Below are 12,451 nucleotides of genomic sequence, written 5' to 3' on the forward strand. Positions count from 1 at the left end.
GGCTCCGACCACGGTCCCGGCGCTGCACGGCGGATCCGAGCAGCCTTCAGACCAGGAGCGGATCCGGCAGACCGGTGCGCAGCTCCATCGGGAGGTGGCTCAGGTCGTTGTGCGCGACCAGGCTCCACGGGCGGCCCTGCTTCTGCGAGATGACGGTGAGGCCGCAGTTGGCCTGGTTCAGCGTCATCCAGCGCCACTCCGGGGCTTCCAGCACTTCGCGCACGAACCAGCTGATGACGAAGTTGTGCGTGATGAGGACCTCATGCACGTCTCCGGGCTTGCGCACCAGGAACTCGTTCACGGCGTCGCCCATCTGCGCCCGACCGGCTTCAATCTCCGCGTCGGTGATGGATCCGAAGAAAGGCTCGAAGACGGCCGGAGTCTCCTCCGTCATGCCGGTGGGCACGCAGTCGAACAGCAGCGCCGACGGCTCCGCTTCGACCGAGGGGATCCGCTCCGAGATCGCACGGGCCGTCTCGGCGGCGCGCAGCAGCGGAGAATGCCAGATCGCGTCCAGCGGGAGGCCGGACAGGCGGTCGGCGATGTGCTCGGCCTGACGACGTCCGCGCGGTGAGAGGGGTCCGTCGGCCAGACCGTGCTCGGCGTCCTGATGCTCGCCGTGCCGGACCAGATAGATGTAATGCGTCACAACCGCTCGCCTCGTCGCCGGCTCCGTGGCCGGGGTGCTTCCAGCCTATGTCACAGATCGGACACGGCCACCCACCAGGCCGGGTCAGCTCGCCGCGCGGGTGAGCTCGGCCAGCTGCGCACGGCCGAGGGCCACGCCCGCGCCCTGCATCAGCTCGTCGACCTGCTCGGTGGCGAAGGCATTCACGATGGGCGCCGTGATCGTGCGCTGGGCGAGCAACCAGGCGATCGCGACGGCGGCGACCGGAACCTGCAGCTCCGAGGCGGCGATGTCGAGCGCCCGCAGCACCTTGATGCCGCGACGGTTGATGTTGCCGCGCAGCTGCATGCCGCGCACCCCCTGCAGCGACTGCTTGGTGCGGTGCCGACCGGAGAGGAACCCGTGCTCGAGGGCGTGCGACGGTGTGACGGCCAGCCCTTGCGCCGCGGCGACGAGGCGGAGATCGCCTTCGAACCCGGCCCGGCGCATCAGGTTGTACGGCACGTCCAGCACTTCGATGCGCGGATAGCCCGCGGAGGACAGGATCCGTGCTTCGACGAGACGCTCTGCGGTGAAGCCGAAGGCGCCGAGCGCCCGCACCTTGCCGGCCTCGACGAGCCATTCGGCCGTGGCCAGCGTGTCTTCGAGGGCGCTGCCGTCGTCGATCGTGCCGTCGAGGTAGAGCACATCGATGCGTTCGACTCCGAGGCGGGTCAGCGACGCTTCCACAGCGCGCACCAGGTTCACCGGTCCGATGCCCGGGTTGTCGGGGTGACCGCCGACGCGCACGCTCAGGACGATGTCGTCGCGGTTTCCCCGCGTGGCGAGCCACCGGCCGATGATGTGCTCGCTGCGTCCTGCGGCGAAGCTGTCGGCCGTGTGCACGGCGTTGCCGCCGAACTCGGCGTAGCGATCGAGGATGTGCAGCGCGGTGTCGGCATCGGTGTTCCAGCCGAACTCGGCGCCGCCGAGGATGAGCGGGAAGGAACGGATGCCGGTCTCCGCGAGGGGAACGCGCAGGGAGGTTCCGATGCCGGGTCCGACCACCGGGATCGGCGCGGACGGGTGCGGCGTGACGACCGCGGGCGCGCTGGTGACCGCAGGTACGGCGCCGCCGAGTGCGGACCCGTTTCCGGATCCGACGCTGAAGAGACGCATGCGATCACCCCCGTGTCTGCTGCGTTGATTTCTGAGACGCACCCCCCGGTGCGTCCCTTAGAGAGTAAGGGAGGCCTCGGACGCTTCCGTTCATTGAGACGGCCAGGAGGAGAACAATGCGTAACGGTTCGGTCACGAAAACCACGGAAGGCCCGTCGTGTCCTCCTTTCGGCGGACACGACGGGCCTTCCGGCGGAGGATCAGACCTCGGCGACCTCAGCGGCGGGCTCGGCCGCCTCTGCCGGAGCCTCGTCGATCACGGGCTCGAGCGAGAGCTTGCCGCGGTCGTCGATCTTCGTGATCTTCACGAGGATCTTCTGGCCGACGGAGAGCACGTCGTCGACGTTCTCCACGCGCTTGCCACCGGCGAGCTTGCGCACCTCGGTGACGTGCAGCAGGCCGTCCTTGCCCGGGAGCAGGGAGACGAACGCGCCGAAGGTCGCGATCTTCACGACCGTGCCCAGGAACTGCTCTCCGACCTCAGGGTTGGTGGGGTTGGCGATCGCGTTGACCTGCGCACGGGCCGCCTCGGCCGAGGGGCCGTCGGTCGCGCCGATGTAGACGGTGCCGTCCTCCTCGATGGAGATCTGCGCGCCGGTCTCGTCCTGGATCGCGTTGATCGTCTTGCCCTTCGGGCCGATCAGCTCGCCGATCTTGTCGACCGGGATCTGCACGCTGATCACGCGCGGCGCGGTCGGCGCCATCTCGTCGGGGCTGTCGATCGCGGCGTTCAGCACGTTGAGGATCGTGAGGCGCGCCTCCTTGGCCTGGGTCAGCGCGCCGGCGAGCACCTCGGAGGGGATGCCGTCGAGCTTCGTGTCCAGCTGGATCGCCGTGACGAACTCGCTCGTTCCGGCGACCTTGAAGTCCATGTCGCCCAGCGCGTCCTCGGCGCCGAGGATGTCGGTGAGCGCCGCGTAGCGGGTCTCACCGTCGACCTGGTCGGACACGAGGCCCATCGCGATGCCGGCGACCGGTGCGCGCAGCGGCACACCCGCGTTCAGCAGCGACAGGGTGGAGGCGCAGACGGAGCCCATCGAGGTGGATCCGTTGGAGCTGAGCGCCTCGGACACCTGACGGATCGCGTACGGGAACTCCTCGCGGGTCGGCAGCACCGGCACGAGCGCGCGCTCGGCGAGGAAGCCGTGCCCGATCTCGCGACGCTTCGGCGAACCCACGCGGCCGGTCTCACCAGTCGAGTAGGGCGGGAAGTTGTAGTGGTGCATGTAGCGCTTGCTCGTCGTCGGGGACAGCGAGTCGATCTGCTGCTCCATCTTGAGCATGTTCAGCGTGGTGACGCCCAGGATCTGGGTCTCGCCGCGCTGGAAGATCGCGGAGCCGTGCACGCGCGGGATGACCTGCACCTCGGCGTCGAGCGGACGGATGTCCGCCAGACCGCGACCGTCGATGCGCACGCCCTCGGTGAGGATGCGGCCGCGCACGATCTTCTTCGTGACCGACTTGTAGGCGGCGGAGAACTCGCTGAGCGCGACCTCGGGCTGCTCGCCCGCCTCGACGGCGGCGACGAGCTCGCCCTTGACACGGTCCTTGATCGCGTCGTCGGCGTTCTGGCGCTCCTGCTTGTCGGCGATCTGGTAGACATCGACGAGCTCGGCGTAGGCGCGCTCGGCCACGAAGTCGTACGTGCCCTCGCTGTACGGCAGGAAGACCGGGTACACACCCGGCTCCTTCGACGCCGTGGCGGCGAGCTGGGCCTGCGCCTCGACGAGCTGCTTCAGGAACGGCTTGGCAGCTTCGAGGCCCTGCGCGACGATGTCCTCGCTGGGCTTGGTGGCGCCGGCCTTGATCAGGTTCCAGCTGCCCTCGGTGGCCTCGGCCTCGACCATCATGATCGCGACGTCTTCGGTGCCGTCACCCTTGGTGACGACGCGGCCGGCGACGACGAGATCGAAGACGGCCTGCTCGACCTGCTCGGCGTTCGGGAACGCGACCCACTGGTCGGCGTGCTCACCGTGGCCGGGGATGAACGCGAGGCGCACACCGGCGACCGGGCCGGAGAACGGCAGACCCGAGATCTGGGTCGACGCGGACGCGGCGTTGATCGCGAGCGCGTCGTAGTACTCGCCGGGCGCGATCGAGAGCACCGTGATGACGATCTGAACCTCGTTGCGCAGGCCGTCGACGAACGACGGACGCAGCGGACGGTCGATCAGACGGCAGACGAGGATCGCCTCGGTGGAGGGACGGCCCTCGCGGCGGAAGAACGAGCCCGGGATCTTGCCGGCAGCGTACGAGCGCTCCTCCACGTCGACGGTCAGTGGGAAGAAGTCGAAGCCCTCACGCGGCGACTTGCCCGCGCTCGTGGCGGAGAGGAGCATCGTCTCCTCGTCCAGGTAAGCGGCGACCGCGCCCTGCGCCTGCTGCGCGAGACGGCCCGTCTCGAAGCGGACGGTGCGGGTGCCGAAGCGGCCGTTGTCGAGAACGGCCTCAGTAGCGGTGATTTCAGGACCTTCCAAGAGGTCTCTCCTTCTTTGTTTAGGCTCGCTCTCCCGTGTGGAGCGCGAGCATGGACGGATGCGCACAGAGGCATCCTGTTCGATCCTATCAGCGCGGCGCGCCTGAGACCGCGCCGTCAGACCTCGCTGGGCTCGCGCACCCCGCGCTCCCGACCGAGGCGGACGTAGTCGTGGTGCTTGGCGCTGCGTCCGTCACCCGCGGCGCGCCCGTGCAGCCGGCGCCAGACCCACGGCAGCGCGTGCCGGCGCCACCACACTCCGGCACCGGTGCGCTCGGTCGCGTGCAGCGCCTCATCGAGCGCGCCGAGCTCGTCGGCCAGCGCCACGCCGAGCGCGACGCCCGCGCGATACGCGAGGAAACGGTGCCCGCGACTGGAGAGGTGCACGAGGTCCTCCCCCCAGTTCGGCCGCTCGGCGAGCTGCGGGTGCAGATCCGTGTCGAGCAGGATCGCGCCCTGACGGCGGGCGATGCCGGCCAGTGCCGTGGCCCAGGCGGAGAACCGGCGGGCATAGATGCGTGCCGCCGGGTTTCCGGGCAGGAACGCCGTGACCAGGAGCACATCGGCGCCGGTCTCGCGCAGCTGTCGCACCGTGTCCTCGAGGCGTGCGGCGAGGAGCGGTATCGCGACCCGCTGCTTCACGAGGTCGTTCGCCCCCACCAGGATCGACACGAGGTCGGGGCGCAGCTGCAGGGCACGATGCAGCTGGGTTCCGCATACGTCCTCGACCCGCTTGGAGCGGATGGCGAGGTTCGCGTAGTCCAACGGCTCACGGGCGGCCAGCAGCAGGGCGAGGCGGTCTGCCCACCCGCGCAGCGCGCCGTCGGGGCCGGGGTCGCACAGGCCCTCGGTGAGCGAGTCGCCGAGCGCGACATAGCGGCGCCAGTGCTTGCGCTCCCCCGCTGGCGTGGGCTCCGGCCGCACAGCCCGGGGCGCCCGCAGGCCCGCGTCCGCACGGTGCAGCTCCTGCGCCTCGACGAAGTGTCCGAGGAGCTGATCGCACACCGCGCTCCAGCTGCGGCCCTCCACCGCATCTCGGCCGGCCCGGCCGAACGCCTGCCGCTTGCGCGCGTCGCCGGCGAGATCCCGCACCCGATCGCGCAGATCCTGCAGGTCGCCCGGGCGGTACAGCCAGCCGTCGATGCCCTGGCGCACCAGGTCCAGCGGGCCGCCCCGACCGGTCGCGACCACGGGGATCCCGCTCGCGTGCGCCTCCTGAAGGGTCTGCCCGAACGTCTCGCTCTCGCCCGGGTGCACGAAGACGTCGAACGACGCCATCGCCTGAGCGAGCTCCGGGCCGCTGAGGTGGCCGAGGAACACCGCGTGCGGGAGCAGCGTCTCGAGCCGCGCTCGGGAGGGTCCGTCTCCGACGATCACGAGCCGGATTCCCGGCAGATCCGCGAGGACCTGCAGGTCCTCGACCTGTTTCTCCGGCGCCAGCCTGCCCACGTAGCCGACCACGGCCTCAACGCCGGCACGGTGCTCCCATGCCCCGTCTCGCCGCTCCGGGCGGAAGCGCTCCGCATCCACGCCGCGGCCCCAGCGACGCACCCGATCGACTCCGAGCCGGGCGAGCTGATCCTCCGATTCGGACGACGGGGCGAGGGTGAGGGTGGCGCGCCGGTGCAACCTCGCGATGTGGGCCTCGGCGAGCGCCGTCGTGAGCGAGACCCCGTAACGCGCGGCGTACGCGGCGACATCGGTCTGGTACGCAGCGACCGCGGGCACCCCGATCCGCTCCGCGGCGAGCGCCCCGCGCCAGCCGAGGGCGAACGGCGAGGCGAGGTGCACCACGTCGGGCGCGAAGCGGGCCAGCGACACGGACAGCCGATGCGCGCTGGAGGTGCCGACGCGCACGGTGCGGTAGCCCGGCAGCGCCACGGACGGGATGGGCTCGACCCTGGCGTGCCCGATCATGCGCGGCATGCCCTCCGCAGCGGGGGCGTACACCCGGGCCTCGTGCCCGTGGCGCTCGAGGTGGCGGAGGATCTGCAGAACGGATCCGGTCACGCCGTTCATGTGCGGGAGGAAGGACTCGGTCACGATCGCTGCTCTCACGCGATCAGGATCCCGCCCGTTTCCGCCCCGCAGCGCCGGAAACCGGTGCGATCACGGAGTGTTCACCGGATGCACCGCGATCGGTCACCGCGTGTCTGCCGGGGCGCCCCCTACCCGTCCCGCTTCGTTCTTCCAGGACTGCGGGACGCCCCCGGCGCTAGGCTGGCGCCATGAGTACCGACGACACCGCCGCCGCGGACATGAAGCGCAAATTCAAGGAGGCGCTCGAAAAGAAGAACGCCCAGCAGCATCAGGGCGAGGCGCACCTGAACGGCGACTCCGCCGTGCACGCCGCGCACGGGGCGCAGACCAGGCGCGAGTTCCGCCGCAAGAGCGGCTGATCCTGTATCCACCGCGAAGGGCGCCGACGAGGGATCGTCGGCGCCCTTCGTCGTCCGCGCATCCACCGGCAGGGGTGGGAATCCACAGCGAGCGGGGTTAGCGTCGAAGGGTGATCCTTCCCTCCGGCTCCGCCGCACCTGCGCCTGGGCGCAGAGCACGCGCCTCGCGCCCGCTCCTGGCGCTCGTGGCCGGCGTGCTGCTGACGGTGCCGCTCGCGGTGGCCGCACCGGCATATGCCGACGACTACCCCTCGTGGCAGGACGTGCAGAACGCCCAGGGAAACGAACAGGCCACGCAAGATCAGATCACCCGCATCAACGACGCCCTCGCGACCGCTCAGCAGAAGGCCGCCGACGCCTCGACGGCGGCGATGAAGGCGGCCCAGGCGGCGGACGCGGCTCGTGCCGACGCGGACGCTGCCGCGCACCGGGCGGACGAGCTGGGCGTGCAGGCCGCGGCAGCCGAGCAGACCGTGCAGCAGACGCACGAGCAAGTCGGTTCGCTGATCGCCGCCCGCGCGCGTGCCGAGACCGCGTCGCCCCTCACCGTGCGGCTCTTCACCTCGGCGGATCCGGACGAGCTGCTCACGCGCCTCGGCGCACTGCAGCAGCTCGACGCGACCTGGGCGAAGCTCGGCGAACGCGCGATCGCCGTGCAGGGCGTCGCCACGTCGCTGCAGGATCAGGCGCAGGTCGCCCGCGCGGCCAGGGACGCCCTCGCGACCTCTGCCGAGGACGCGGCGCAGAAGGCGAAAGCCGCCGCCGACGCGGAAGCCGCCGCCGTCGCCGATCTGCAGGGCCACGTCACCACGTTGTACTCGCAGCTGGCCGCCCTGAAGAACACCACGGCCGACGTGGAGCGACGCTATCGGATCGGCCAGCAGGTCGCCGAGCAGGAACGGGAGCAGGCGGCAGCCGCCGAAGCGGCCGCTGCCGCGGGGTCCGGGGGCGGAAGCGGCGGAGGCTGGGACGGGCTCGGCGGTGACGGCGTGAACGTCGATCCGGCCGGAGCCCAGGCGTATGCCGCCGGGCAGCTCGGCAATTACGGCTGGGGCCAGGATCAGTTCCCGTGCCTGTACCGGCTGTGGATGCAGGAGTCGAGCTGGCGGGCGGATGCCCTGAACCCGGACAGCGGGGCCTACGGGATCCCGCAGGCTCTTCCGGCTGACAAGCTCGCGGCGGCCGGCGCCGACTGGCGCACCAACGGGAACACCCAGATCGACTGGGGCCTCAGCTACATCCAGGACCGCTACGGATCCCCCTGCGGAGCCTGGGCGCACGAGGTGTCGAACAACTGGTACTGACCGGCCTGGTTCAGCTCTCGGCGAGCGTTGCACCCGCGGCTTCGAGCACGACCGGATCCGCACAGCCGCGCGCGAAGCCGGCGATCCTGCGGCGGACCTCATACCCGAGAACGACGGTCCCGATCCGCTCCGCGACCGGTGCGAGCCAGGTCGGGCGGCAGGTGAAGTTGTATTTCCAGACCGCGCGCGTGCCCCCGTCGACGGGTTCGAAGCGCCACCCCGCACCGAGCGTGCGGAAGAACCACGGGCCCTTCTCCATCACCATCCCGACGTTCGTCGGCGGCGCGTACGAGACGTAGTGGGTGATCATCGACAGCCCGAATCGCTGCCGGGTGAACGTGCGCACGCCCTTGGCCGGCGTCGTCGCGCCATCAAGGAAGTGCTGCGCCCGGATGAAGCCATCCCAGCGGCGCCGCACCTCTCCTGTGGTCTGCGAAACCGCGTACGCGAGCACGGGCGGGATGGGGACGACGACGGCGGCCTGAACGACGGGCATGCTCCGACGCTATCGCCCCTGGTCGCGGCGAGAGGCTGCGACGGCCGACGAGCCGAGGCGGGGAGCCGTCGTCTGCGCTCCCTGCCCCGGCTCGATCCCGGCGATTCGGGTCAGCCGCGCTCGGCGCGGGCCCGCGCCCGCTGCTGCTTCGCGGCCATCTCCTCGACCGCCGCGTGCCCGAGCGTCTCGGTGCTGACAGGCTCGGCTCCGTCCTGCACGGCCGGCTGCCCGTCGTGCCCCACGCCGTCCAGCAGCGACTCGTCGAACGGCCGTGCGCCGGAGAGCACCTGACGCACCTGCTCCGCATCGATCTGCTTCGTCCAGGTGCCGATGAGGATCGTGGCGACGGCGTTCCCCGTGAAGTTGGTCAGCGCGCGCCCTTCAGACATGAAACGGTCGATCCCCACGATCACTCCGACCCCGTTCACGAGATCGGGACGGTAGGCCTGCAGGCCACCGGCGAGGGTCGCGAGTCCGGCGCCGGTGACGCCGGCCGCGCCCTTGCTCGCGATGATCATGAACACGAGCAGGCCGATCTGCTCCGGGATGGACATCGGCTGTCCCAGACCGGTCGCGATGAACAGTGACGCCATGGTCAGGTAGATCGCGGTGCCGTCGAGGTTGAAGGAGTAGCCGGTCGGCACGGTGATGCCCACCACGGGCTTGGCCACACCCAGATGCTCCATCTTCGCGATCAGCCGAGGCAGTGCCGACTCCGACGAGGACGTCCCGACGATCAGCAGGTACTCACGCCCGAGGTACTTCATCAGCTGGAAGATGTTCACCCCGGCGACGAGCTTCAGGATCCCGCCGAGCACCACGACGATGAACACGATGCAGGTCAGGTAGAACGCGCCGAGGAGGATCCCGAGGCTCCAGATCGCCGCGACGCCGGTCTTGCCGACCACTGCCGCGATCGCGCCGAACGCACCGAGGGGGGCGAGCCACAGGATCATTCCGAGCACGCGGAACACGAGCGTCTGCAGGTGCTTGATCGCTCCCATGATGGGCGCGCCTCGATCCCCGAGCCCCTGCAGCGCGAAACCGACGAGGAGCGCGATGAAGAGCACCTGCAGCACGCTCTCGCCGGTGAAGGCGCCGAAGAACGTGGCGGGGATGATGCCGAGAATGAAGTCCTGCGTCGTCTTGGCCTCGGTCGTGGCCGCCTCGTAGGTCGCGCCGGCCATGTGCAGACCCTCACCCGGGTGGATGATGTTGCCGACGATCAGGCCGATCGCGAGGGCGAAGGTCGACATGACCATGAAGTAGATCAGCGCGAGTCCGCCGATCTTGCCGACCGTCGCCGCCTTGGCGATCGATCCGACGCCGATCACGATCGTGCAGAAGATGATCGGCGCGATCATCATCTTGATGAGGCTCACGAACCCCTTGCCGATGGGCTCGAGGCCCTGTGCGAACTGCGGGAACAGGAGTCCCACCGCTATTCCGAGGCCGACCGCCACGAGTACGGACAAGTAGAGCCAGGTGTGCTTGTCCCAGGAGTTCTTGCCGCGGCGCCAGTCGTGCCGCGGGAGTCTGAAACCTTCGGTGAGAGCCATCATCGCCTCCGCTGAGTGAACAGGACGCCCGCACCACGTCGGGCGGGCCGTGTCGACCATGGTGTGCAGCGACGACGCCCGGCGGCGAGTTCTGTTCGTATTGAAACCGGGGCGAAATCTGAGCAGGCCGCACTGCGCGCCGCGACTCGCGCATACTGTCTGAGGAGGTCCGGATCGGCGATGGCGACGACAAGACGCGGCGGCGTGCGCAGTGCGGCTTCGCGCGTGTTCGCGCTGCTGATCGGATCCGTGCTGCTGATCGGCGTGGCGATCGGCGCGTTCCTCACCTGGGAGGCGCAGACCTCGGCACGGCAGGAGGCCGAGCACGTCACGGCCGCGATCGCGCGGGCGCTCTCCGTCGCCCCGGAGATCGAAACGGCCGTGACCGCGACGGACCGTTCCGCCGCGGAGACGGACCTGCGCAGCTACGTCGAGTCCGTGCGCACGGGCGCGGGGCTGGACTTCATCACCGTCATGGACGGACACGGCGTGCGGCTCACGCACCCGGATCCGGCGCAGGTCGGCGGGCACTACATCGGCACGATCCCCCGCGACGACCGCGCCCTCACCGAGCAGTACACGGGAACCCTCGGCCCGTCCGTGCGCACCATCGCTCCCGTCCGCGACGCCGCAGGGACGGTCGTCGGCTGGGTGTCGGCAGGGGTGACCGTGGAGTCGCTGGGCGGCGCCCTGCTGCGACGCCTGCCGGTGATCCTGCTCCTCACCCTGGCCGTCGTCGCGCTCGGCGCGCTGGGCGCCGTGTTCGCGCGGCTCGCGACACGGCGCATCACCGGCGATCTCGACGCCCGCGACGTGCGAGAGGCGGTGGCCGGCTACGAGTCGGTGCGCACACTCGGCGAGGCGCTGCGCGCACAGACGCACGAGCACGGCAACCGCCTGCACACGGCGTTGTCGCTCCTGGAACTCGACCGACGCGAGGAGGCGATCGCCCTGCTGTCGGAAACCTCCGCGCAGAGCCAGTCCGTGATCGATCAGATGACGCTGCGGGATGGGGATCCGACGCTCGGCGCACTCCTGCTGGGCAAGGCCTCGCAGGCGAAGGAGCGCGGCGTGCGCTGGCACGTGCACGTGGATCCGGCGGCGCCGCGCGCGGATCTGACCCCCGTCGACGCGGTCGCCCTCGTCGGCAATCTCATCGACAACGCCCTCGACGCCGCGTCTCAGGCGGAGTCCGGCGCCGACCGCTGGGTGCGTGTCGACGTGGCCGCGGACGACGGCGGAGCCGTCGTGATCACCGTCTCGGACGGAGGTCCCGGCATCCCGGTCGAGCTCCGGGAGCGGATCTTCGAGCACGGCTTCTCCACCAAGCCCAGCGACCGCTCGGGGCGCGGAGTGGGGCTCGCGCTCGTCCGGGACATCGTGACGGCCGCGGGCGGAAGCGTCGAGCTCTCCACCGAGCCCACGGCGTTCCGTGTGACGCTGCCCGGCATCGGACGTGAAGGGAGAACCGCATGATCGGAGTGCTGCTCGTCGACGATGACCCGCTCACACTCGAGCTCCACGCGGCCTACATCGCCCGGCTCGATGGGTTCGAGGTCGTCGGAGAGTGCACCGGCGTGCGGGCGGCGCTCAACGCCCTCTCCGCGGACGCGGGGCGGATCGACCTGGTCCTGCTGGATCTCACGATGCCGGACGGATCGGGCATCGACGTGCTGCGCCGCATCCGCGGTGCCGGCAGTGCGATCGAGGTGATCGCGGTGACCAGCGTGCGTGATGTCGAGGCTGTGCGGCGGATGTCGGCGCTCGGTGTGGCGCAGTACCTGCTCAAGCCCTTCCCGTTCGCGGTCTTCCGCGAGCGTCTGCAGCAGTTCCGCGATCGTCACGAACGCGCGGCCGGTCTCGCCGGTGCCGCCAGCCAGGAGGAGATCGACGCCCTCATCGGAGGTCCGGCGACCGGCACCATCGCCCTGCCGAAGGGGCTCGCCGCCGAGACGCTGCACGCGGTCACCGCAGTGCTGCGCGCGCACGGCGACCTCTCGGCCGGCGAGGCCGCGCCTCTCGTCGGCGTCTCCAGGGTCACTGCGCGCCGATACCTGGAGCACCTCGTCGCGCAGCAGGTCGCGATCCGCGCCCCGCGCTACGGCACGCCGGGCCGGCCCGAGACGGCGTACCGCCTGGCTGGGGACGCCACCGCGCCGCGCTGAGGCCCGGTGGATCGCCGCTCGGCATTCGAGCCGCGACCGCGGTCGGCCAGGTCCCGGCCGCCAGGTCCGCGCCGCGGAGATGCGGGTGTCCTGGTGGCGCGTCCCGCGGTGATAGCGTCGTCGTGTCCTCAGGGCGGGGTGCAAGTCCCCACCGGCGGTGTCGCGGCATGTCCGCGCGAGCCCGCGAACGGTCCCCATGGCGGGGACCGCCGATCCGGTGCGATTCCGGAGCCGACGGTCACAGTCCGGATGAGAGAGGACAGAAG

At 70.6% G+C, this 12,451-nt stretch carries 10 protein-coding genes and 1 riboswitch; of the genes, 4 read left to right on the top strand and 6 right to left on the bottom strand.

Annotation, left to right across the window (positions count from 1 at the left end; all coding sequences use genetic code 11):
• Positions 1–46: 46 nt before the first annotated feature.
• From ACTJI8_RS04130 to ACTJI8_RS04145, 4 genes are all read right to left on the bottom strand, one after another.
• Positions 47–649: a histidine phosphatase family protein gene (locus ACTJI8_RS04130; protein WP_440732126.1), complete on the bottom strand. Its 603-nt coding sequence runs from the start codon at positions 647–649 to the stop codon at positions 47–49.
• 84 nt (positions 650–733) lie between these two features.
• Entirely contained in the window at positions 734–1,786 is a 1,053-nt protein-coding gene (locus tag ACTJI8_RS04135) for an aldo/keto reductase (protein ID WP_440732127.1), read from the bottom strand.
• Between the two features lie 200 nt (positions 1,787–1,986).
• Positions 1,987–4,263, bottom strand: a complete 2,277-nt coding sequence (locus ACTJI8_RS04140; protein WP_440732128.1) for a polyribonucleotide nucleotidyltransferase — start codon at positions 4,261–4,263, stop codon at positions 1,987–1,989.
• A 116-nt stretch (positions 4,264–4,379) separates the two neighbouring features.
• The gene (locus tag ACTJI8_RS04145) at positions 4,380–6,320 is read right to left on the bottom strand and encodes a glycosyltransferase (protein ID WP_440732129.1); all 1,941 of its coding nucleotides are present in this window, start codon (positions 6,318–6,320) and stop codon (positions 4,380–4,382) included.
• Between the two features lie 170 nt (positions 6,321–6,490).
• Here ACTJI8_RS04145 and ACTJI8_RS04150 point away from each other — a divergent pair, with 170 nt between their 5' ends.
• Together ACTJI8_RS04150 and ACTJI8_RS04155 are read left to right on the top strand one after the other, a co-directional pair.
• Entirely contained in the window at positions 6,491–6,661 is a 171-nt protein-coding gene (locus tag ACTJI8_RS04150; RefSeq protein ID WP_440732130.1) for a DUF5302 domain-containing protein, read from the top strand.
• A gap of 110 nt (positions 6,662–6,771) precedes the next feature.
• Positions 6,772–7,965 (top strand): hypothetical protein, encoded by a 1,194-nt coding sequence (locus tag ACTJI8_RS04155; protein WP_440732131.1) that lies wholly within the window; start codon positions 6,772–6,774, stop codon positions 7,963–7,965.
• Between the two features lie 10 nt (positions 7,966–7,975).
• Here ACTJI8_RS04155 and ACTJI8_RS04160 read toward each other — a convergent pair whose 3' ends face one another.
• Both ACTJI8_RS04160 and ACTJI8_RS04165 read right to left on the bottom strand, forming a co-directional pair.
• Positions 7,976–8,461 (bottom strand): SRPBCC family protein, encoded by a 486-nt coding sequence (locus ACTJI8_RS04160; RefSeq protein ID WP_440732132.1) that lies wholly within the window; start codon positions 8,459–8,461, stop codon positions 7,976–7,978.
• 110 nt (positions 8,462–8,571) lie between these two features.
• Positions 8,572–10,020 carry a cation:dicarboxylate symporter family transporter gene (locus ACTJI8_RS04165; protein WP_440732133.1) on the bottom strand — a complete coding sequence of 483 codons (1,449 nt, stop codon included), beginning with the start codon at positions 10,018–10,020 and terminating at the stop codon, positions 8,572–8,574.
• Between the two features lie 180 nt (positions 10,021–10,200).
• Here ACTJI8_RS04165 and ACTJI8_RS04170 point away from each other — a divergent pair, with 180 nt between their 5' ends.
• Both ACTJI8_RS04170 and ACTJI8_RS04175 read left to right on the top strand, forming a co-directional pair.
• Positions 10,201–11,496: a sensor histidine kinase gene (locus ACTJI8_RS04170; protein WP_440732134.1), complete on the top strand. Its 1,296-nt coding sequence runs from the start codon at positions 10,201–10,203 to the stop codon at positions 11,494–11,496.
• Entirely contained in the window at positions 11,493–12,185 is a 693-nt protein-coding gene (locus ACTJI8_RS04175; RefSeq protein ID WP_440732135.1) for a response regulator, read from the top strand. The genes ACTJI8_RS04170 and ACTJI8_RS04175 overlap by 4 nt, the downstream gene beginning before the upstream one ends.
• A gap of 120 nt (positions 12,186–12,305) precedes the next feature.
• A riboswitch (FMN riboswitch) is annotated at positions 12,306–12,450 on the top strand.
• Position 12,451 lies beyond the last annotated feature (1 nt).

Origin of the sequence: Microbacterium sp. 22303 (assembly GCF_052045265.1) — a bacterium.
Taxonomy (GTDB): Bacteria; Actinomycetota; Actinomycetes; order Actinomycetales; family Microbacteriaceae; genus Microbacterium.

What these genes read in the sequence shown, in the direction of transcription:
- ACTJI8_RS04135 (WP_440732127.1), bottom strand. Translation starts at nt 1,786, where the DNA reads ATGCGTCTCTTCAGCGTCGGATCCGGAAACGGGTCCGCACTCGGCGGC.
- ACTJI8_RS04150 (WP_440732130.1), top strand. Translation starts at nt 6,491, where the DNA reads ATGAGTACCGACGACACCGCCGCCGCGGACATGAAGCGCAAATTCAAG.
- ACTJI8_RS04160 (WP_440732132.1), bottom strand. Translation starts at nt 8,461, where the DNA reads ATGCCCGTCGTTCAGGCCGCCGTCGTCGTCCCCATCCCGCCCGTGCTC.
- ACTJI8_RS04165 (WP_440732133.1), bottom strand. Translation starts at nt 10,020, where the DNA reads ATGGCTCTCACCGAAGGTTTCAGACTCCCGCGGCACGACTGGCGCCGC.
- ACTJI8_RS04170 (WP_440732134.1), top strand. Translation starts at nt 10,201, where the DNA reads ATGGCGACGACAAGACGCGGCGGCGTGCGCAGTGCGGCTTCGCGCGTG.
- ACTJI8_RS04175 (WP_440732135.1), top strand. Translation starts at nt 11,493, where the DNA reads ATGATCGGAGTGCTGCTCGTCGACGATGACCCGCTCACACTCGAGCTC.